Source organism: Janthinobacterium sp. J1-1, assembly GCF_030944405.1.
Lineage (GTDB): Bacteria > Pseudomonadota > Gammaproteobacteria > Burkholderiales > Burkholderiaceae_D > Janthinobacterium.
Genome location: NZ_CP132339.1, coordinates 4,209,377 through 4,229,859 on the forward strand (window position 1 = coordinate 4,209,377; position 20,483 = coordinate 4,229,859).

At 65.2% G+C, this 20,483-nt stretch carries 15 protein-coding genes; 10 read left to right on the forward strand and 5 right to left on the reverse strand.

The features are described 5' to 3' along the window. Nucleotides 1–90: 90 nt before the first annotated feature. From Q8L25_RS19250 to Q8L25_RS19260, 3 genes are all read right to left on the reverse strand, one after another. Entirely contained in the window at nucleotides 91–2,541 is a 2,451-nt protein-coding gene (locus Q8L25_RS19250; protein ID WP_308920906.1) for a TonB-dependent siderophore receptor, read from the reverse strand. A gap of 97 nt (nucleotides 2,542–2,638) precedes the next feature. Continuing rightward, nucleotides 2,639–3,610, reverse strand: a complete 972-nt coding sequence (locus tag Q8L25_RS19255) for a FecR domain-containing protein (protein WP_308920907.1) — start codon at nucleotides 3,608–3,610, stop codon at nucleotides 2,639–2,641. Then, complete coding sequence (locus tag Q8L25_RS19260) at nucleotides 3,607–4,098, reverse strand: sigma-70 family RNA polymerase sigma factor (protein WP_308920908.1); 492 nt, start codon at nucleotides 4,096–4,098, stop codon at nucleotides 3,607–3,609. The genes Q8L25_RS19255 and Q8L25_RS19260 overlap by 4 nt, the downstream gene beginning before the upstream one ends. 173 nt (nucleotides 4,099–4,271) lie before the next feature. Between Q8L25_RS19260 and Q8L25_RS19265 the strand changes: the two genes are divergently transcribed. The 3 genes from Q8L25_RS19265 (at nucleotide 4,272) to Q8L25_RS19275 (ending at nucleotide 8,291) form a co-directional block, all read left to right on the forward strand. Beyond that, nucleotides 4,272–4,784, forward strand: a complete 513-nt coding sequence (locus tag Q8L25_RS19265; RefSeq protein WP_308920909.1) for a sigma-70 family RNA polymerase sigma factor — start codon at nucleotides 4,272–4,274, stop codon at nucleotides 4,782–4,784. Then, nucleotides 4,781–5,770: a FecR domain-containing protein gene (locus Q8L25_RS19270; RefSeq protein ID WP_308920910.1), complete on the forward strand. Its 990-nt coding sequence runs from the start codon at nucleotides 4,781–4,783 to the stop codon at nucleotides 5,768–5,770. The genes Q8L25_RS19265 and Q8L25_RS19270 overlap by 4 nt, the downstream gene beginning before the upstream one ends. Nucleotides 5,771–5,852: 82 nt before the next feature. Continuing rightward, nucleotides 5,853–8,291, forward strand: coding sequence for a TonB-dependent siderophore receptor (locus Q8L25_RS19275; protein ID WP_308920911.1), 2,439 nt, complete (start codon nucleotides 5,853–5,855; stop codon nucleotides 8,289–8,291). A gap of 6 nt (nucleotides 8,292–8,297) precedes the next feature. Here the strand turns inward: Q8L25_RS19275 and Q8L25_RS19280 are convergent, their stop codons facing one another. Further along, nucleotides 8,298–8,684: a SirB2 family protein gene (locus tag Q8L25_RS19280; RefSeq protein WP_308920912.1), complete on the reverse strand. Its 387-nt coding sequence runs from the start codon at nucleotides 8,682–8,684 to the stop codon at nucleotides 8,298–8,300. 164 nt (nucleotides 8,685–8,848) lie between these two features. Between Q8L25_RS19280 and Q8L25_RS19285 the strand changes: the two genes are divergently transcribed. From Q8L25_RS19285 to Q8L25_RS19300, 4 genes are all read left to right on the forward strand, one after another. After that, nucleotides 8,849–10,366, forward strand: coding sequence for a phage tail sheath subtilisin-like domain-containing protein (locus Q8L25_RS19285; protein ID WP_308920913.1), 1,518 nt, complete (start codon nucleotides 8,849–8,851; stop codon nucleotides 10,364–10,366). Between the two features lie 333 nt (nucleotides 10,367–10,699). Continuing rightward, a complete protein-coding gene (locus Q8L25_RS19290; RefSeq protein WP_374694318.1) occupies nucleotides 10,700–11,875 on the forward strand; it encodes a nitrate/nitrite transporter in 1,176 nt (391 codons plus the stop codon). Next, entirely contained in the window at nucleotides 11,872–13,257 is a 1,386-nt protein-coding gene (locus tag Q8L25_RS19295) for a NarK family nitrate/nitrite MFS transporter (protein WP_308920914.1), read from the forward strand. Before Q8L25_RS19290 ends, Q8L25_RS19295 begins: the two co-directional genes overlap by 4 nt. A gap of 12 nt (nucleotides 13,258–13,269) precedes the next feature. Next, nucleotides 13,270–13,968, forward strand: coding sequence for a carbonic anhydrase (locus tag Q8L25_RS19300; protein WP_308925762.1), 699 nt, complete (start codon nucleotides 13,270–13,272; stop codon nucleotides 13,966–13,968). On the opposite strand, the gene Q8L25_RS19305 is transcribed toward Q8L25_RS19300, so the two are convergent. Further along, on the reverse strand, nucleotides 13,951–14,322 hold the full coding sequence (locus Q8L25_RS19305; RefSeq protein WP_308920915.1) for a ribonucleotide reductase subunit alpha: 372 nt from the start codon (nucleotides 14,320–14,322) through the stop codon (nucleotides 13,951–13,953). The two genes, Q8L25_RS19300 and Q8L25_RS19305, sit on opposite strands and share 18 nt — an antisense overlap. Before the next feature lie 233 nt (nucleotides 14,323–14,555). On the opposite strand from Q8L25_RS19305, the gene Q8L25_RS19310 reads away from it, so the two are divergent. From Q8L25_RS19310 to narJ, 3 genes are read left to right on the forward strand one after another with little or no spacing between them, the layout of a single operon-like run. Next, nucleotides 14,556–18,263, forward strand: coding sequence for a nitrate reductase subunit alpha (locus tag Q8L25_RS19310; protein ID WP_308920916.1), 3,708 nt, complete (start codon nucleotides 14,556–14,558; stop codon nucleotides 18,261–18,263). Then, nucleotides 18,260–19,816 (forward strand): nitrate reductase subunit beta, encoded by a 1,557-nt coding sequence (narH, locus tag Q8L25_RS19315; RefSeq protein ID WP_308920917.1) that lies wholly within the window; start codon nucleotides 18,260–18,262, stop codon nucleotides 19,814–19,816. Before Q8L25_RS19310 ends, narH begins: the two co-directional genes overlap by 4 nt. After that, a complete protein-coding gene (gene narJ, locus Q8L25_RS19320; protein ID WP_308920918.1) occupies nucleotides 19,809–20,483 on the forward strand; it encodes a nitrate reductase molybdenum cofactor assembly chaperone in 675 nt (224 codons plus the stop codon). Before narH ends, narJ begins: the two co-directional genes overlap by 8 nt.

The following is a 20,483-nucleotide window of genomic DNA, read 5'->3' on the forward strand; positions in this document are numbered from 1 at the left end:
TTCATATCGAGCTGAAAGGCCAGCATAGGTGCGTGCGGGCGGCGCCGCTGCCCGCTTCGGTGCGCGCGCCGCCCGTATCCGGATACTATATTAAAAAGCGTACTTCGCCGACAGCAGCACATTGACCGGCGCGCCGAAGTGGTTGTTGTCCTGCGTGCTGCCGACGGCCTGGTAATAATATTTGTCGAACACGTTGTACACATTCAGCTGCAGCGACAGCTGGCGGCTGGCCTGCCACGAGGCCATCAGGTCGAGCAGGCTCATGCCGCCCTGGCGCACCGTCACGCCACTGTAGGTGGCGCTGATGGCGCTGCGCGTGCGCAGCGAGCCGCCCAGCTTCCAATCGGACAGGCCGCCGGGCAGGCGGTAGCTGGTCGACAGCTTGAACAGGTGGCGCGGGGTTTGCGTGTCGTAGCGCGCACCGGCCTTGCCGGCGTCCGCATCGTGCACATAGGCGCTGGTGTTCCAGGTATAGCCGGCCAGCACCTGCCAGTCGCGTGACAGCGCGCCGGCTAGTTCGAACTCCGCGCCGCGGCTGCGCACTTCGCCGGCCTGCCGGTAGCACGATGTGGCCTGGTTGCGGCAGGTTTGCTGCGCCAGTTGCAGCGGCAGGTTTTTCTGTTCGATCTGGAACAGGGCCGCGCTGGCCGTCAGGGCGCCGCCAAAATACTCGCCCTTGACGCCCGCTTCGGCATTGCTGCCGGTGACAGGGTCCAGCAGCGCGCCGCCGGCCGCCTGGTAATTTTGCGGCTGGAAGACGCTGGTCCAGCTGGCATAGGCCGAGTGCCGTGCGTCGAGCTGGTACACCAGGCCCGCGTACGGCGTCACTTCGCGCCGGACTTCATAGCCGCTGTCGTCCTGCCAGGTGCCCGAGGTCAGGTGCATGCGGTAGTGCCAGGAGTCGACGCGCGCGCCCAGCATGGCGGTCAGCGGATCGGCCAGTTGCAAGCGCGCCGTCGCGTACAGGCCGGTTTCGGCCTGCTTGCCCTTGCGCGACCACAGGTAGTCGATGGCGGGCTGCGGCACGGTGCTGGAATTCCAGGTCAGCGGATCGACCGTGACGTCGTAGTCGGCGGGCCAGCCGCCTGGGCCGTCGTTTTCACGGTTGCGGCGGTAGCTGCCGCCGACCACCAGTTCATGCGTGCGGCCGAACAGCCGGAAAGGGCCGCTGGCGTAGGCGTCCACGCTCAGCTGGGTCTTTTTGTATGCATACTTGCCCACGCCCTGGCCGAAGTTGCTGGAGTCTTCCAGCGGATACAGATAGGTGCCCAGCATCGCCATCTTCGTTTCCAGCGCGCGCGCCGTGACGCGCGTGCGCCAGCCGCCAGCGAGCTGATGGTCGAGTTCCGCAAAGGCGCTGCGGTTGTCCTTGTTCCAGTATGCCCAATCGGGCGTCATGCGGGCGGAGCGCGAAAACGGATAAAAGCTGCCGTCGCGGCGCGTGGGCAGGCCATTCCAGTCGGCGCCCGGATTGTCTTCGCGGCTGGCATAGGCGCCCACGCTGAGCACCGTGCCGGGCGCCAGGTCGATATCGAGGGTACCGTAGGCCAGCCGGCGTTCATGGCGGTAGGCCTTTTTGAAGGTGTCGCTATCCTGCGCCGCCAGCACCGCGCGCCCGCGCACGCTGCCCGACGCATTCAGGGCGCCGCCGGCGTCAAGCTCGGCGCGGTAATTGTCCCAGCTGCCCGCGCTGGCGTTGACCAGCACCTGCGGCGTGGCGCCCGGGCGCTTGCGCACCAGGTTGATGGTGCCGGACGGATTGCCGGTGCCGGTGACGATGCCTGCCGCGCCGCGCAGCACTTCCACATGGTCGACCATGGCCATGGTGGCCAGGCCCATGGTGTCCTGGTCGAAGGCGACCGGCACGCCGTCGAGCATGAAGTTGTTGACCGCGAAGCCGCGCGAAAAAAACTGGGTGCGCTCGCCGCCGCCGATCTGGCGCGTGGTGATGCCGGTGGCGTCCTGCACCGCTTCGTCGAGCGACTGGAAGCCCCGGTCGTCCAGTTGCTGGCGCGTGACCACGCCGACCGACTGCGGCGTTTCGCGCGCCGACAGGGTCAGCTTGCTGGCCGTGCCCATGGCCCGCGTGGTGTACGACCCGCTGCCTTCGGTGCTGGCCGGACGGTCGACACTGGCGGTGACGGCGATGCCGGGCAGGGTCTGCGTGCCGGCAGCGGCAGGTGAAACGCCTGCCTTGCGCAGCGCATATGCGCCATTGCCCACATCGACCGCTTCCAGGCCGCTGCCGGCCAGCAGTTGCGCGAAGCCCGCCGCTACCGTAAAGCTGCCGTGCAGGCCCGCGCTGCGCGCCGCGCCCAGCTGCGCCGGCTCGAACGACAGCGGCACGCCGGCGGTGGCGGCAAAGTCGGCCAGCACGTCGCCGAGCTTGCCGGCGGCGATGGCGTAGGTCTGGATGCTGGCGGCAGGCGCCGGTGCCGCCTGGGCCATATGGAGCGGTGCGCCCGCCAGCAGGCCGGCGATGGCCAGGTGCATGGCGAGAGGTGTCAATCGGGGGAAGCGGCGTTGCGGGTGCGGTGACATGATTTCCTTTGTTCGGTGGGAGGGATGCGGCGCGTTACTGATGCGCTGTCATCCGGTACACCGGACGAGGATGAAAAAGGTGTCACTGCAAAGCAGACTATGTTTCAGGCGGACGCTGGACGGTGATCCAGTACGGCCCCACGCTGCTCGTCTGCAGTCCCAGCGTCTGGCGCAGCAGGCCCAGGCTGCGCTCGAAGTCGTGTACTGGAAACGCGCCCGAGACGCGCAGATTGGCGATCGCAGGGTCGCAACGCACGATGCCGCGCCGGTAGCGCGCCAGTTCATCGAGCAAGGCCGCCAGGCGCATGTCCTTGGCCACCAGCATGCCTTTTTCCCATAGCGCGGCACTCGGCTGCACGGCGTGCGCCTCGCCCACCGCACCGCTGGTGAACTCCAGTTCCTGGCCGGCCCTGGCGGTGGCGGTGACAGTGGTGGCGGCGCGCGCTGGCGTGACGGCCAGCGCGCCGTCGAACACGGACAGCCGCGTGGCACGGGCCAGCAGGCGCACGGCAAAGCGCAGCTTGGGCGTATCGCGTGCGCGCATGGCACCATGCTCTGATTGAACGATCAGGGGCGGCAAGTGACGCTGATCGCGGCCGTTGGTGACGAGGATTTCGCCGGCCAGCAGATGCAGCAGGCGCGCTTCGGCGGCGTAGCGCACGTCGACCGCGCTGGCCGTATTGAGCACCAGCCGCGTGCCGTCGGCAAGCTCGATGGTGCGCTGTTCGCCGGTGGCGGTGCGCAGGTCGGCGGTCCAGGATGGCAGCTCGCGCCAGGCCAGCCAGCTGGCCGGCGCCGCCGCCAGCATCAGGCCCAGTACCTGCATCGCCTGGCGGCGGCGCGGCGCTTTCAGGCGCGACAGGGTCTGGCGCGCGGTGTCCGGTGGCAGCGCGGCGAAGTCGCCCAGCACGGCTTCGGCCCGCTGCCAGGCGGCCGCATGCAGCGGGCTGCTGGCGCGCCAGCGCTCGAACCGGGCGCGTTCGCGTTCGGTCATCTCGCCGGACTGGAAGCATACCAGCCAGTCGGCCGCTTCACCGAGCAAGTCCATCGACGGCGCCGAGGTGGTCATGCGGCCGCCATGCAGGCCAGGAAAGCGGCGCGCATATGGCGCTTGACGGTGGCCAGCGACGTGCGGCGCCGGTCGGCGATCTGCTGGTAGCTCAGTTCATCGAGCTGCGCCATGAGGAAAATCTCGCGCGTTTGCGCCGGCATGGCGCGCAGCATGGCTTCCACCCGATACAGCGTTTCCAGCACCAGCAAGCGCGTTTCGGGCGAGGGCGATTGCGCTTCGGGCAGCAGGGCGATGGTGTCGAGGTAGGCGCGCTCGACCTCCTGGCGGCACCAGTGGTCGATCAGCAGGCCCTTGGCGACATGCGTCAAAAAGGCGCGCGGCTGGGCGCCAAAATCGGCGCGGCGCGACTGCAGCAGCCGCACATAGGTGTCATGCGCCAGGTCGGCCGCCTGGCTGGCGTTGCCCAGCTTGCCCCGCAACCAGCCTTGCAGCCAGCCGTGATGGTCGCTGTAGAGGGTGGCGATGGTGGGAGCAGCTGCCGGCATGTGCGATGATTTGTGAATGCGAATTATTCTCAATTATAGCCGCGTGCCCGCTCGCATGGCAAGGCGGCTGTGTCCCGCCTGCCACGCCGTACGGTGATTGAAACGGCGTGGTTGCACGTCCCGCACCGGGCCAGTTAGAATGCGAATCATTATTGTTTGAACGAGGATACGCCGTGCCGCCAGCCCAGAGCGACGTTCACCAGGAGGTGGGCGGCCTGTACCAGAACCATCATCGCTGGCTGCAGGGCTGGCTGCGCCACAAGATCGGCAATGCTTTCGATGCGGCCGACGTGGCGCACGACACCTTCATGCGCCTGCTCGCGCGCGACGAAGCGGTCGGTGCGCGCGAGCCGCGCGCTTTCCTCACCACCGTGGCCAAGGGCGTGCTGGGCAATCTGTACCGGCGGCGCGACCTGGAAGCGGCCTATCTGGAAACGCTGGCGGCCCTGCCGCCGCAGCTGGCGCCCGATCCGGAGGCGCAGGCCATCCTGCTCGAAACCCTGTTCGATATCGACCGCCGTCTCGACGGCCTGCCGGCGCCGGTACGCCGCGCGTTTTTGCTGTCGCAGCTGGACGGCATGCCGCAGGCGGAGATCGCCGTCGCGCTCGACGTGTCGCTGGCCACCGTGCAGCGCTACCTGGTGAAAGCGATGCACCAGTGCTTTTTTGCCGGGCCGCCCGCATGAGCGGCGCGCAGGCGTCCGAAGCGGCCAGCCTGGAAGCGGTCGAATGGCTGGTGCGGCTGCAGGCCGGCGAGGTGCCGCCCGAGGTGGATGCCGCCTGGCGGCGCTGGCGCGAACAAGACCCCGGCAATGAGCTGGCCTGGCAGCATGTGGAAGGCTGCATGGCGCGTCTGCGCTCCTTACCGGCGCCGCTGGCGCATGGCACCCTGGCGCGCGCGCCGCTGCATGCCCGGGCGCGAGAAGAGGCGCGGGTCACGCGCCGCCAGTCGCTGGCCTTGCTGGCGGTGTTTGGCCTGGGCACGGCCGGCTGGCTGGCCGGGGGCGACCGGCAGGCGACGATCTGGCTGGCGGACTACCGCACCGGCACAGGAGAACTGCGCCAGATCGTGCTCGATGACGGCACCCGCGTCACGCTCGGTACCAGCACCGCCATCGACGTGCGGTTCGACGCGCGACAACGGCAGCTCACCGTGCGCGGCGGCGAGATCATGGTGGCCACCGCGCCGGACCGCGCGCAACGCCCCTTCGTGGTACGGACGGCGCAGGGCAGCTTGCGGCCGGTCGGCACGCGCTTTGCGGTACGCCAGGACGCGGGGCACACGCGCCTGGGCGTGTTCGAAGGCGCTGTCGATATCGCCCCCGAACAATTGGCTGGCGCAGCGCGCCGCGTGCATGCCGGCGAACAGGCCAGCTTTACCCGCGAACAGATCGGCGCCCTCGAAGCCCTGCCTGCCGGCGCCGACGCCTGGACCACCGGCATGCTGGTGGCGCACGAGATGCCGCTGTCGAATTTCGTGGCCGAACTGGCGCGCTACCGTCCCGGGCGCCTGGCTTGCGACCCGGCCATCGCGCATTTGCCGGTCTCCGGCATTTATCCGCTGGCCGACACCGGCCAGGTACTCGACATGCTGACCCGCACCTTGCCGGTCGATGTGCGCCAGACCACGCGCTACTGGGTGACGGTGGTGCCGCACCGGCCAGCTTCCTGACAATATTTTTAAAAAGGTGAGGGTTTTTCGATTTTCGCGTGGCACAGGTAGTGAAACCCTTTCATTACCAGGAAAATCGCTTATGTCCATCACTCAAATACCTTCCATCCGCCGCACGCTGGCGGCCGTCGCCGTCAGCCAGGCCCTGTGGCTGCTGGCCGCAGGCTTTGCACCGGTGGCCCATGCGGCCGGTCCCGTGGCGGCCGCGCGTGCGCCGCTGGCCATTCCGTCCGGTCCCCTGGAACAGGTGCTGGTGCGCTTTGGCCAGGAGACCGGCACCATGATTTCCTACCAGGCCGCCAGCGTGGCGGGCAAGCGCAGCGCCGGCGTGGCCGGCAGCCATGGCACGGCCGAAGCCTTGAGCGCCATCCTTGCTGGCTCCGGCCTGCGCGCCGTGGCGCAAGCCAATGGCGGCTATGTGCTGGCGGCGGCGCCCGCGACGCTGGGCCAGGCCATGCCGGAGACCACCATCACCGCCGTCGCCGATGACAGCGGCGTGACGGAAGGCAGCGGCTCCTACACCACCCGCAGCATGCGTTCGGCCACGCGCCTGGGCCTGTCGGTGCGCGACACGCCGCAAGCCGTCGGCGTGATCACGCGCCAGCAGATGGACGACCAGAACCTGCAAACGGTGGAAGAGGTGCTGCAGAACGCGGCCGGCGTCGCCGTCAACCGCTACGACAGCGACCGCACCTCGTTCTTTGCGCGCGGCTTTTCGATCGCCAGCTACCAGTACGACGGCATTCCCACCACGGTCGACAACGCCTATAACGTCGGCGACAGCACGCTCGACATGACGGCCTATGACCGGGTCGAGATCGTGCGCGGCGCCACCGGCCTGCTGACGGGCGCGGGCGAGCCGTCGGCCACCGTCAACCTGGTGCGCAAGCGCGCCTCGTCGACCGAACTGGCCGGCGTGGCGGCGCTGAGCCTGGGCTCGTGGAACAATGCGCGCGCCAGCGCCGACCTGTCGGCGCCTCTGAGCGCCGACGGGCGCGTGCGCGGCCGCGTGGTGGCCAGCTACCAGGATGCCGAATCGTATGTCGACCTGTACCACGGCAAGAAAGCGATGGCCTACGCCACCGTGGAAGCGGACCTGGCGCCAGGCAGCGTGCTGATCGCCGGCTATGAGTACCAGGACAACCGTCCGCGCGGCGGCATGTATGGCGGCCTGCCGCTGTGGTACGCCGATGGCGAGCGCGCCACCTGGCCGCGTTCGGCCACCACGGCCGCCACCTGGAGCCGCTGGTACAGCGTCAGCCAGACGGCGTTCATGCGCCTGGAGCAGGAGCTGGGCGGCGGCTGGAACCTGACCGCCATGCTCAATCACGGCTGGGGAGATTATGCGGCCGCCGAATCCTTTGCCTATACCTGGCCTGACAAGCTGACGGGCCAGGGCATGCTTGGCAGTCCGGGCCAGTACCGTGGCACGCGACGCCAGGACAGCGTCGACGCCTATGTGCAGGGCCCGTTTGAACTGTTGGGCCGCAGGCACGACCTGGCGCTGGGCGTTTCGGGCAGCAAGCAGTTCGCCAGCAATCCGGGCAACTCGGGCGGCAGCGTCGACTACGGCAATTTTTATCAATGGCAGGGCGTGGCGCCGGAGCCGGACTGGAACGACCCGAATTTTTATCGCTGGAAGCTGCTCGACACGGTGCGGCAGCGCGGTATTTACGGCACCGCGCGCTTTTCGCTGGCCGATCCGGTCAAACTCATACTCGGCGCGCGCTACAGCCGCTACAAGGCCGACCATATCGACGACTGGGGCGGCAACTACGCGTACGCCAAGCACGCCGTCACGCCGTATGCGGGCCTGGTGTGGGAGATCGACCGGCGGCATTCGCTGTACGCCAGCTACAGCAAGATCTTCAAGCCGCAGGGCAACCAGGACCGCCTGGGCCGCTACCTCGACCCGGTGCAGGGCAAGAATCTGGAAGCGGGCGTGAAAGGCGAATACTTCGGCGGCAGGCTCAATGCGGCGCTGGCCGTGTTCCGCATCGTGCAGGACGGCCTGGCGCAGGAAGACACGGGCCACTTTGTCGGCAACTCGCTGACGCAGGCGTATTACGCGGCCGACGGCGCCACCAGCCGCGGCGCCGAGCTCGAGCTGTCGGGCGAGCTGGCGCGCGGCTGGCATCTGTCGGCCAGCGTGTCGCATGCCCAGGCCGAGGACAATACCGGCGCACGCCTGAACAGCTATGTGCCGCGGACGCTGGCGCGTGTGTTTACCAGCTATCGCCTCGATGGCGCCTGGCAGGCCTTGTCGCTGGGCGGCGGCGTCAACTGGCAAAGCGCGGCCTGGCGCGAAGCGACCGGGCCGAATGGCCTGGAAACGGTGGGCCAGGGCGGCCACGCGGTGGCCAGCCTGATGGCGAAATATGATATCTCGCGCCGCCTGTCGCTGCAGGCGAATATCAACAACCTGTTCGACAAGCGCTATTACAGCCAGGTCGGCATGTACAACCAGGCCTACTGGGGCGCGCCGCGCAACGCCAGCGTCGCGCTGCGTTACGCGTTCTGACGCTGTTTACAGTGCTTGCAGTGGCCAGGGCTGCCTGGTCACGGCCACCGCCACGATATAGGCAAACACCAGCAGCGCGGCGACAAAGGCGGTGGCGCGCACGGCCAGCGTCTTGCCGCGCTTGAGGGCGATGGTGCCCAGCACGATATATGCCACCAGCGCGCACAGCTTGGCCATCAGCCAGGGATGTTTGCCTGGCGACTGGCCGCTCCATACGGCCAGGGTGATGGCGCTGACCAGCAGCGCCGTGTCGATCAGGTGCGGCGCGATTTTTACCCAGCGCTGCTGCAGCGCGGGCGAGGCGCGCAGCATCCAGGCGCCGCGCAAGAGGAACAGGGCGCCGCTGGCGGCGGCGCAGCCCATGTGGAAATGCTTGAGACTCAGGTAATCCATGTGCAGGTTTTCAGGGTGGTGAAAGAGCGGCCAGCATAGCGTGAATTGCCCCGGCCGGCCATATGTCATGGGAACCAGGATTTTGGGTACGCCAGATACTGCGTGAAAAAAAGCGGCGCCCGGCATAGAATGGCCGCTCATTCTGAATGCCACAGGGAGCAGCGATGCCATTGAAGACGCCGGTTGGGTATGTCGTGGAAGCCAATACGCTGCCCGATTCGCTGGTGGCAGCCGCCACCGGCATGGCCCTGTTCCTCGGTTATACGGCAAAGCCGGGCAAGGATACGGCCGAGGGGCCGGTACTGGTCGAGTCGATCAGGCAGTTCGAGCAGCAGTTCGGTGGCCCGCACGCACCGCTATTTTCGCTCCACGTCGAGCAGGGCACGCTGGAACTGCTGCCGACGCACCACGACCAGGCGCGTTTTTTTCTCTACCACGGTTTGCGGTCCTACTTCGACAATGGCGGCGGCCCGGCCTATGTGCAGTCGGCCGGCACGCATGCGCAGGCGATTGCGCGCGGCAAGCGGAAAGAAGACTTCCTGGACCTGATTGATGGCTTGAGCAAGGTGGCTGGCGTCGGCCTGATCGTGGCGCCGGATGCCACGCTGCTCGCTAGCAGTGACGCGTGTCATGCGGTATGGCAGGCATTGCTCGACCATTGCGGCGCCATGCAAGACCGGATGGTGCTGATCGATGTCTACGGTGGCGGCCAGCCACGCACCAGGCACGTGGAGGACGATATCATCTCGGGCAGCCGCCATGGCTTGCGCGCGTCGCTGCACGGCAGTTTTCTCGGCTTTGGCGCCGCCTATTATCCGTGGCTGCATTTCAATCTGCTCGATCCCTTGAGCATCACCTGGGACAATCTCGACGACGCGTCGCTGGCGCTGCTGTCCGGGGCGCTGCTGCAGGAGCTGGCCAGGCAGTCGCCACCGCCTTCACCAGATGCCAGCGCGGCGCTCACGGCGCTGTTCCATGCCATTGGACGCCGCATTCCGGCCGACCAGCGGCAGCGCGCCACGCTGGTGGCTGACACGCACCGCACATTATTGACAGCCAGTCCCTTGTACTACCGGCTGGCGGCGCTGCTGCTGGCGCTGGCCAACCAGCTGCCGCCGGGCGCCGCAATGGCCGGCGTGTACGCGCGCACCGATGCGCAGCAGGGCGTGTGGCGGGCGCCCGCCAATACCGGCATCGTCGGCGCCGTGGCACCGGTCGAAGAGATTTCGCAGCAAGACCACGAAGAACTGAACCTGCCGCCGGACGGCAAGGCCGTCAATGTCATCCGCAGCTTTCCAGAGGGCGGCTTGCATGTCTGGGGCGCGCGCACGATGGACGGCAACAGCGACGACTTTCGCTACGTCCCGGTGCGGCGCGCCGCCATCATGCTGGGACAGTCGATCAAGGCGGCCATGGCGGCCCATGCATCCCTGCCCAACGACGCCCATACCTGGCAGTCGCTGCGCGTCATGATCGCCGCCTTCCTCACCGCGCAGTGGCAGAACGGCGCCTTGCCGGGCGCCAGCGCAGGCGACGCCTTCCGTGTCGAGGCCGGCCTGGGGAGCACCATGACGGGCGACGACATCGTGCAGGGCACCCTGCGCGTCAGCATCGCCGTCGCGCTGGTCCACCCGGCCGAATTCATCCACCTGCGCTTCGAGCAGCCGATGCGCTCGTCCTGATTGCTTTTCCCGGCACGGGACGCCCTGCGTGCCCGTCATGGCTTTCTTCTCCTTGCCCGCCTGCAGCGCCAGGTTGCCTAGTCACTTCTGCCGACCTCTCTATTCAGATTGCCTTGCCAAAACCACCCTGTGGCCGATAGTGCCGCGGGCGGCTGGCACGTAAGCTGGTCGGGACGGCTGGCCAGACGGCCAGTGCATTCATGGAGAAGCATCGTGGCTACCTTAGATGGCACCAACAATAACAGTAGTAGCAATCAACCTGGCATCCGGCGCAAGCAGCTGTCCGTGCTGGCCGGCAGTACCTTCGCCTTCACCATCTGCTTTGCGGTCTGGATGATGTTTGCCGTGCTGGGCATCCCGATCAAGGCCAGCCTGGGCCTGAGCGAGACCGAATTCGGCCTGCTGGCCGCCATGCCGGTGCTGACCGGCTCCCTGGTGCGCGTGCCGCTGGGGATCTGGACCGACAAATACGGCGGGCGGCGCGTGTTCTTCCTGCTGATGCTTGCCAGCGTGGTGCCGATCTGGCTGATTTCGTATGCCACCGCCTACTGGCATTTCCTGGTGCTGGGCATGTTCGTCGGCCTGGCCGGCGGCTCGTTCTCGGTCGGCACGCCGTACGTGGCGCGCTGGTATGAAAAGGAGCGGCGCGGGCTGGCGATGGGCATTTTCGGCGCGGGGAATTCGGGCTCGGCGCTGACCAAGTTCGTCGCGCCCGGCATCGTCGCCGCCTTCGGCTGGCAGATGCTGCCCAAGGTGTATGCGGTGGCCATGCTGGCCACGGCCATCCTCTTCTGGCTGTTTTCCTTTACCGACAAATCACACCTGGCGCCGTCGGGCGAAAGTTTTACGTCGCAGATGCGCGTGTTGAAAGATCCGCGCGTATGGCGCTACTGCCAGTACTACTCGGTGGTGTTCGGCGGCTATGTGGCGCTGGCGCTGTGGATGACCAAGTACTACGTGGCCGAATACGGCTTTGACCTGAAACACGCGGCGCTGCTGGCGGCCTGCTTTTCGCTGCCCGGTGGCGTGCTGCGCGCGCTGGGCGGCTGGGTCTCGGACAAATACGGCGCGGCGAAAGTGACGTGGGCCGTGATGTGGGTGTGCTGGGTGTGCTTCTTCCTGCTGTCGTATCCGCAGACCCAGATGGTGATCGAAACCGTCACCGGCCCGCTGGCCTTCCATGTCGGCCTGTCGCCGGTGCTGTTCACCGTGCTGCTGTTCGTGGTCGGCATCGCCATGGCGGTCGGCAAAGCCTCCGTCTTCAAGTTCATCGGCGACGATTTTTCCGACAATATCGGCGCCGTCTCGGGCGTGGTGGGCCTGGCCGGTGGCCTCGGCGGCTTCGTGCTGCCAGTGCTGTTCGGCGCCCTGGTCGATTTCACGGGCGTGCGCTCGAGCGCCTTCATGCTCCTGTATGGCACCGTCTGCGTGTCCCTCGTCTGGATGCATTTCTCGTTCAAGCCGCAACGCGCGGCAACCATTCATCAATCCGCAGGAGTCACAGCATGAGCAAATACATGATCAATACCTGGGAGCCTGAAACCCCCAGTTTCTGGCAACAGACCGGCAAGGCCACGGCCGGGCGCAATCTGTGGATCTCGATCCCCGCGCTGCTGCTGGCGTTCGCCGTGTGGATGGTGTGGAGCGTGGTGGTGGTCAACCTGCCCAATATCGGCTTCACCTACAGTAACAACCAGCTGTTCTGGCTGACCGCCTTGCCGGGCCTGTCCGGCGCCACCCTGCGCATCTTTTATTCGTTCATGGTGCCCATCTTCGGTGGCCGCCGCTGGACGGCCATTTCCACCGGTTCGCTGCTGATTCCTGCCATCGGCATCGGCTTTGCCGTGCAGGACGTGAATACGGGCTACCCGACCATGCTGGTGCTGGCGCTGCTGTGCGGCTTCGGCGGCGGCAATTTCGCCTCGTCGATGGCCAATATCAGCTTCTTTTACCCGAAAGCGAGCAAGGGCTTCGCACTGGGCATGAATGCGGGCCTGGGCAACCTGGGCGTGTCGGTGGTGCAGTTCGTGGTGCCGCTGGTGATCACCATGGCGGTGTTTGGCGCCTGGGGCGGCGAGTCGCTGACATGGGCCAAGGCCGGCGCCACCAAACAGATGTGGCTGCAGAACGCCGGCTTTATCTGGGTGCCGTTCATTGCGCTGTCGACCTTGCTGGCCTGGTTCGGCATGAATGACCTGGCCTCGGCCAAGGCCTCGTTTTCCGAGCAGGCGGTGATCTTCAGGCGCAAGCACAACTGGCTGATGTGCTGGCTGTACACGGGCACCTTCGGCTCCTTCATCGGTTACTCGGCCGCGTTTCCGCTGCTGATCAAGATCCAGTTCCCGGACGTCAATCCGCTCGATTACGCCTTCCTGGGCCCCCTGGTCGGCGCCTTGTCGCGCGTGGCCGGTGGCGTGATTGCCGACAAACTGGGCGGCGCGCGCGTCACCCTGTGGTCGTTCTACCTGATGATCGCCGCCGTGCTGGGCGTGCTGTACTTTATGCCGCAAGCGGGCCTGGGCGGCAGCTTCTCAGGCTTTTTCTGGATGTTCATGGTGCTGTTTGCCGGCACCGGCATCGGCAATGCGTCGACCTTCCGCATGATCCCCGTGATCTTTTTGACCGAGCACCAGCGCGCCAGCGCCGGCAAGCCAAAGGCGGTGCAGGAGCAGGCGATCGTCGACGCCAACAAGGAAGGCGCGGCCGTGTTGGGCTTTACCTCCGCCGTGGCCGCGTATGGCGCCTTCTTTATCCCGAAAAGCTACGGCACTTCGATCGCGTTGACGGGCAGCCCCGACGCGGCGCTGTGGGCGTTTATCGGCTTTTATGTCAGCTGCATCGCGATCACCTGGTGGTGCTACGCGCGCAAAAACGCGACTATGCCCTGCTGAGTCGAGGCCATGATGGAAGAACTGGAAAAATTCGTCAACGGCTTCAGCCTGTTCCAGCAGCAGTACTTCAGCGAGCCGCAGACTTTATATGACAGCCTGCGCGACGGCCAGCGGCCGTCGACCCTGCTGATCGGCTGCTGCGATTCTCGCGTCGATCCGATGCTGCTGACGGGCAGCGACCCGGGCGACATGTTCGTGATCCGCAATATCGCCAACCTGGTGCCGCCGTGTACGCCGGACGCGCCGCCAGGCGTCAGCTCGGGCATCGAGTTCGCCGTCTGCAAGCTGGAAGTGGCGCGGGTGATCGTGCTGGGCCACGCGCGCTGCGGCGGCATCCGCGCGCTGCTCGAACCCCAGCCAAGGTCGGAAGGGCAGGAAACCGACTTCGTCGGCCAGTGGATGCGCATCGCCGAACCGGTGGCGCAGCGCGTGCGGCGCGACCTGGGCCACCGCCCGCCGCACGAACAGCGCCATGCCTGCGAGCTGGCCAGCATCCTGCAGTCGCTCGACAATCTGCTGACCTACCCCTGGCTGAAACGGCGTGTGGAGCAGGGCGCCTTGAAGCTGCACGGCTGGTATTTCGATATCGACAGCGGCGCGCTGATGGCGTATTCGGCGCGCCAGCAGCAGTTTTTGCCGCTGGTGTGTCCGATTGAACGGGCGCGCCATCTGCATCAGCGGCCGTGGCCCGATTCAGCTGAAGCGCAATAACTCCCCGCTGCGATCAAACGCCAGCAGATTATCGATCCTGCCTTCCTCGATCGCCTTGACCATCGCCCGCAGCGGTGCTTCGCATTCTTGCGACGCCGGCGGCTGGCCACCGCTGCCGGCCAGCCCGGCCACGAAGACCACGTCCCAGTGCGCGGGCATCTGTTTTGACTCCTCCAATAAAGCTTCAAAACTTTTCAATTCATCGGGCAGCTTGTCGGCGCACAGCACCGGCGTAAGCGATTTGCCCTGGCCGCCCGGTTCCGCTTCGGCGCGGGCAAAGGTAAACAGCAGTCGCTGCGGCTGTTCCTGCTCGCTTGCGCTGGCGACGAGGCTGGCGTAATCGGTAATGCTCATGGTGCTCACTCCTGTATGTACGGTCAAGGCTGACAGGTATACCGCAGCGGGCGTTTTCGGCCCATAGGCATTAGTGCCTATGCCCCTATGCATTCCTGGTGCCGAAAACCGACTTCCTGCCAATACCGCTCACGGTACCCGCTCGCTAGACTCATTACATCGACGCTTGAGCCATTCAGCTTGCAGCGTTTCTTAGACCCGGCGCCGCCCTGCGGCGCATGTGTGGAGGTAGCATGAGTCACTTTCTGGACCGTCTTAAATTTTTCAACAAGAGCGCCGAACCGTTTTCGAACGGCCATGGCACCGTGGTCGACGAAGACCGCACCTGGGAAAACGCCTACCGCCAGCGCTGGCAGCACGACAAGATCGTGCGTTCGACGCACGGCGTCAATTGCACCGGTTCGTGCAGCTGGAAGGTGTATGTCAAGAATGGCTTGATCACCTGGGAAACCCAGCAGACCGACTATCCGCGCACCCGCCCGGACCTGCCCAACCACGAGCCGCGCGGCTGCCCGCGCGGCGCCAGCTATTCCTGGTATGTGTATTCGGCCCAGCGCGTGAAATATCCGATGGTGCGCGGCCGGTTGATGGAAATGTGGCGCGAAGCGCGCAAGACCATGGACCCGGTCACCGCCTGGGACTACATCAGCCAGGACCCGGTACGCTCGCAGCAGTACAAGGCTATCCGCGGCCTGGGCGGCTTCGTGCGCGCCACCTGGGACGAATCGAACGAGATGATCGCGGCCGCCAATGCGCTGACGATCAAGAAGTATGGCCCGGACCGCATCGTGGGGTTTTCACCGATTCCCGCCATGTCGATGGTCAGCTATGCGGCCGGCACGCGCTACCTGTCCCTGATCGGCGGCGTGGCGCTGAGCTTTTACGACTGGTACTGCGATTTGCCGCCGGCCAGCCCGCAAGTGTGGGGCGAACAGACCGACGTGCCGGAATCGGCCGACTGGTACAACTCGACCTTTTTGATGGTGTGGGGCTCGAACGTGCCGATGACGCGCACGCCCGACGCCCATTTTTATACGGAAGTGCGCTACAAGGGCACGAAAACCGTCGCCGTGTCGTCCGACTTCGGTGAAATGGCCAAGTTCGGCGATATCTGGCTGGCACCGAAGCAGGGCACCGACGCCGCGCTGGCCATGGCCATGGGCCATGTGATCCTCAACGAATACCATAAACATCATCAATCGGCCTACTTCAAGCAGTACGCCAAGCAGTACACGGATTTCCCGATGCTGGTGCTGCTGAAAGAACAGAACGGCATCCTGGCGCCCGAATACTTCCTGCGCGCCTCGCACCTGGCCAATAACCTCGACGAAACCAACAACCCGGACTGGAAAACGCTGGTCATCGACGAAGCGTCCGGCCGCATCGTGGCGCCGGCCGGCTCCATCGGTTTTCGCTGGGGCGAAGCGGGCAAGTGGAACCTGGAGATGAAAGAGGGCGGCAATAACGCACCGGTCGATCCGCAGCTGTCCCTGCTGGGCAAGAGCGATGAAGTGGTCGCGGTCGGTTTTCCTTACTTTGGCGGCAAGGACAGCAGCGACATGCTGATGCGCCATGTCCCGGCCAAACGACTGCAACTGGCCGATGGCACGAGCGTGCTGGTGGCCACCGTATTCGACCTGACCCTGGCCAATTATGGCGTCGACCGTGGCCTGGGCGGCGGCAATGTCGCCACCGGCTATGACGACGATGTGCCTTATACGCCAGCCTGGCAGGTCAAGCATACTGGCGTGAAAGCGGCGGACGTGATTACCGTGGCGCGCCAGTTTGCCGAGAACGCCGACCAGACGCGCGGCAAGAGCATGGTCATCGTCGGCGCGGCCCTGAATCACTGGTACCACATGGACATGACCTATCGCGGCATCATCAACATGCTGATGATGTGCGGCTGCGTGGGCCAGTCCGGAGGCGGTTGGGCCCATTACGTGGGCCAGGAAAAACTGCGTCCGCAAACGGGATGGACGCCGCTGGCCTTCGCCCAGGACTGGAACCGCCCGATGCGCCAGATGAACGGCACCTCGTTCTTCTATGCGCACACCAGCCAGTGGCGCCATGAAAAGCTGCATACCGAGGAAATCGCCTCGCCCACGGCCGGCCCCGACGTGGCGCCGATGACCTTGCTGGACTACAACGCCAAGGCCGAGCGCATGGGCTGGCTGCCTTCCGCGCCGCAGCTGCAGACCAATCCGCTGGACGTGACGCGCGCCGCGCAAGCCGCCGGTGTCAATCCGGTCGATTATGCGGTGGCCCAGATCAAGGACAAGCAGCTCGAATTTTCCTGCGACGATCCGGACAATCCGGCCAACTTCCCGCGCAATATGTTTGTCTGGCGCTCGAATATCCTGGGCAGCTCGGGCAAGGGCCACGAGTACTTCCTGAAGTATTTGCTGGGCACGCAGAACGCCCTGATGAGCGACGAGAACAACTGCATCAAGCCGCGCGACGTGAAGGTGCGCCCGGCCGCCGAAGGCAAGCTCGATCTGCTGGTGGTGCTGGACTTCCGCATGTCGACCACCTGCCTGTATGGCGACATCGTGCTGCCGACCGCCACCTGGTATGAAAAGGACGACCTGAACACGTCGGACATGCATCCGTTTATCCACCCGCTGTCGGAAGCCGTGCAGCCGCTGTGGCAATCGAAGTCGGACTGGGATATCTACAAGGGGATCGCCAGGAAATTCGAGGAAATCGGCGGGGCATACCTGGGCACCCAGCAGGATATCGTCCTGACGCCGCTGATGCACGACACGCCCGGCGAGTTGGGCCAGCCGTTCGATCCGAAAGACTGGCGCGCCGGCGAGTGCGAGCCTATCCCCGGCAAGACCATGCCCAACTTTACCGTCATCGAGCGCGATTACACCAAGATTTACCAGAAATTCACTTCGATCGGCCCGCTGCTGGAAAATATCGGCAATGGCGGCAAGGGTATCAGCTGGAAGACCGGCCATGAGGTCGAGGTCCTGCGCGGCATCAACCGCACCGTGCTGGCCGAGGGTGTGGCGCATGGCCAGCCAAGGCTGGACACGGCCATCGATGCGGCCGAGATGATTTTGTCGCTGGCGCCGGAAACCAATGGCCACGTGGCCGTCAAGGCCTGGGCCGCGCTGTCCAAAATCACGGGGCGCGACCATACCCACCTGGCGCTGCCGCGCGAGCACGACACGATCCGTTTCCGCGACGTGCAGGCGCAGCCGCGCAAGATCATCTCGTCGCCGACCTGGTCGGGCCTGGAATCGGAAGAAGTCAGCTATAACGCCTGCTATACCAATGTGCATGAACTGATCCCGTGGCGCACGCTGACCGGCCGCCAGCAGTTTTACCAGGATCACCGCTGGATGCGCGATTTTGGCGAGGGACTGTGCGTGTACAAGCCGGCGATCAACACCAAGACCACCACGCAGATGCTGGGCGCGAGCCCGAACGGCAACAAGGAACTGGCGCTGAACTTCATTACGCCGCACCAGAAATGGGGCATCCATTCGACCTATTCGGACAATCTGCGCATGCTGACCCTGTCGCGCGGCGGCCCGCACGTGTGGCTGTCCGAGATCGACGCGAAGAACGCCGGCATCGTCGACAACGACTGGATCGAAGTGTTCAACGTGAACGGCACCCTGACGGCCCGCGCCGTCGTCAGCCAGCGCGTACCGGAAGGCATGACGATGATGTACCACGCACAGGAAAAGATCATCAATGTGCCGGGTTCGGAACAGTCGGGCAAGCGGGGCGGCATCCACAACTCGGTGACGCGCGCCGTCACCAAGCCGACCCACATGATAGGCGGCTACGCGCAGCTGTCGTGGGGCTTCAATTACTACGGCACGGTGGGCTCGAACCGCGATGAATTCGTGTTGGTCCGCAAGATGAACAAGATCGACTGGCTCGAAGGCTCGTTGAAAGAAGAACAAGGGAGCATGGCATGAAAATCAGAGCGCAAATCGGCATGGTGCTGAACCTGGACAAGTGCATCGGCTGCCATACTTGCTCGGTGACCTGCAAGAACGTATGGACCAGCCGCGACGGCGTGGAATACGCGTGGTTCAACAACGTGGAAACCAAGCCCGGCATCGGCTATCCGAAACAGTGGGAAAACCAGGAGAAATGGAATGGCGGCTGGCGCCGTACCGCGGCCGGCAAGATCGAGCCGCGCCAGGGCAGTCGCCTGAAAATCCTGGCCAATATCTTCGCCAACCCGAACCTGCCGCAGATCGACGAGTACTACGAGCCGTTCACGTTTGACTACGAGCGGTTGCAGAATGCGCCTTTGAGCGAAACGCCGCCGACGGCGCGGCCTATCTCGGTGTTGACCGGCAAGAAGATGGACAAGATCGAGTGGGGGCCGAATTGGGAGGATGACCTGGGCGGCGAATTTGCCCAGCGCAGCCAGGATGCGCTGTTCGACAATATGCAGAAGGAGATGTACGGTACTTTTGAAAACACCTTCATGATGTATCTGCCGCGCCTGTGCGAGCATTGCCTCAACCCGACATGCGTCGCATCCTGCCCATCGGGCTCGGTCTACAAGCGCGAGGACGACGGCATCGTGCTGATCGACCAGGACAAGTGCCGCGGCTGGCGCATGTGCATCTCCGGTTGCCCGTACAAGAAGATTTACTACAACTGGTCGTCCGGCAAGGCTGAAAAATGCACCTTTTGCTTCCCGCGCATCGAAGCGGGCCAGCCCACCGTGTGCTCGGAAACCTGCGTCGGTCGCATCCGCTACCTGGGCGTGCTGCTGTACGACGCCGACAGGATCGAGGCGGCCGCTTCGGTGGCCGACCCGCGCGACCTGTATCCGTCGCAACTGAATCTCTTCCTCGACCCGCACGACCCGGCCGTGATCGACGAGGCGCGCCGCCAGGGCATTCCCGATTCTTGGCTGGAATCGGCCAAGCGTTCGCCTGTCTACAAGATGGCGGTCGAGTGGAAGGTGGCCTTCCCGCTGCACCCGGAATACCGCACCTTGCCGATGGTGTGGTATATCCCGCCGCTGTCGCCGATCCAGGCCGCCGCCGAATCGGGCAAGCTGGGCAAGAACGGCATCCTGCCGGACACGTCGAGCCTGCGCATCCCGGTGCAATACCTGGCCAACCTGCTGACGGCCGGCGACCAGCCGCCGGTGATCCGCGCCCTGGACCGCATGCTGGCCATGCGCGCCTACATGCGCAGCAAGCATGTGGCGCCGACGCCCGACCTGGCGGTGCTGGAGCAGGTGGGCCTGGACGCGGCCACCGTGGAAGACATGTACCACATCATGGCGATCGCCAATTACGAAGACCGTTTCGTGATCCCCAGCAGCCACAAGGAAATGGCCGAGGACAGCTTCAACGACAAGGGCAGCTGTGGCTTCACTTTTGGCAATGGCTGCTCGGACGGCACCAGCGACGCCAGCCTGTTCGGCAAGCGCAAGCACGGTTCGGAGATTTTCATGGCGATGCCGAAGTCACGCAAAAAAAAGGAGAGCCTCGATGTCTGATCATCTGAATACCATGCAGGGTTACCAGGTGCTGTCGGCCTTGCTGCTGTACCCGGAGCCGGAACTGCAGCAGGAGCTGCCCGCCTTGAATGGGCTGCTGGTCGAGACCCTGCCAGCCTGGCATGCGACCTTGCAGCCGCTGCTGGCGCACTTGCAGGCCACCGCCCTGATCGACCTGCAGCAGCAATATGTGATGACCTTCGACCGCAATCCGTCGCAGTCGCTGCACCTGTTCGAGCATATTCACGGCGAATCGCGCGACCGGGGCCAGGCCATGGTCGACCTGCTGGCCGAATACAGCCGCCATGGCCTGCAGATGGTGGGCGACGACTTGCCCGACTATGTGCCGCTGTTCCTGGAGTTTTTGTCGCAGCAGGAGCCGCCGGAAGCCGAGCGCCTGCTGGGCGACGCCATCCACGTGCTGGCCTATATCGGCCGCAAGCTGCGCGCCAATGGCAGCAGCTACGCCTGCGTGTTCGACCTGCTGCAGACACTGACGCCGGTCCAGGCCGAGGAACTGAGCGAGCCGCCGATCCGCGACATGGACGAAGCGCTGGAAACCTTCGGACCCGGCGCGGACGGCATCGAGCCGCTGCTCAAGCCCGGTGGCCTGGCTGGGACGCACCCGGTCAATTTCTATCCCAAGGCGGCAGCACCGCATCACTGA

Coding starts and splice junctions, on each gene's coding strand:
- Q8L25_RS19250 (WP_308920906.1), bottom strand. CDS start 2,541: ATGTCACCGCACCCGCAACGCCGCTTCCCCCGATTGACACCTCTCGCC.
- Q8L25_RS19255 (WP_308920907.1), bottom strand. CDS start 3,610: ATGACCACCTCGGCGCCGTCGATGGACTTGCTCGGTGAAGCGGCCGAC.
- Q8L25_RS19260 (WP_308920908.1), bottom strand. CDS start 4,098: ATGCCGGCAGCTGCTCCCACCATCGCCACCCTCTACAGCGACCATCAC.
- Q8L25_RS19270 (WP_308920910.1), top strand. CDS start 4,781: ATGAGCGGCGCGCAGGCGTCCGAAGCGGCCAGCCTGGAAGCGGTCGAA.
- Q8L25_RS19275 (WP_308920911.1), top strand. CDS start 5,853: ATGTCCATCACTCAAATACCTTCCATCCGCCGCACGCTGGCGGCCGTC.
- Q8L25_RS19280 (WP_308920912.1), bottom strand. CDS start 8,684: ATGGATTACCTGAGTCTCAAGCATTTCCACATGGGCTGCGCCGCCGCC.
- Q8L25_RS19285 (WP_308920913.1), top strand. CDS start 8,849: ATGCCATTGAAGACGCCGGTTGGGTATGTCGTGGAAGCCAATACGCTG.
- Q8L25_RS19290 (WP_374694318.1), top strand. CDS start 10,700: ATGATGTTTGCCGTGCTGGGCATCCCGATCAAGGCCAGCCTGGGCCTG.
- Q8L25_RS19295 (WP_308920914.1), top strand. CDS start 11,872: ATGAGCAAATACATGATCAATACCTGGGAGCCTGAAACCCCCAGTTTC.
- Q8L25_RS19300 (WP_308925762.1), top strand. CDS start 13,270: ATGGAAGAACTGGAAAAATTCGTCAACGGCTTCAGCCTGTTCCAGCAG.
- Q8L25_RS19305 (WP_308920915.1), bottom strand. CDS start 14,322: ATGAGCATTACCGATTACGCCAGCCTCGTCGCCAGCGCAAGCGAGCAG.
- Q8L25_RS19310 (WP_308920916.1), top strand. CDS start 14,556: ATGAGTCACTTTCTGGACCGTCTTAAATTTTTCAACAAGAGCGCCGAA.
- narH (WP_308920917.1), top strand. CDS start 18,260: ATGAAAATCAGAGCGCAAATCGGCATGGTGCTGAACCTGGACAAGTGC.
- narJ (WP_308920918.1), top strand. CDS start 19,809: ATGTCTGATCATCTGAATACCATGCAGGGTTACCAGGTGCTGTCGGCC.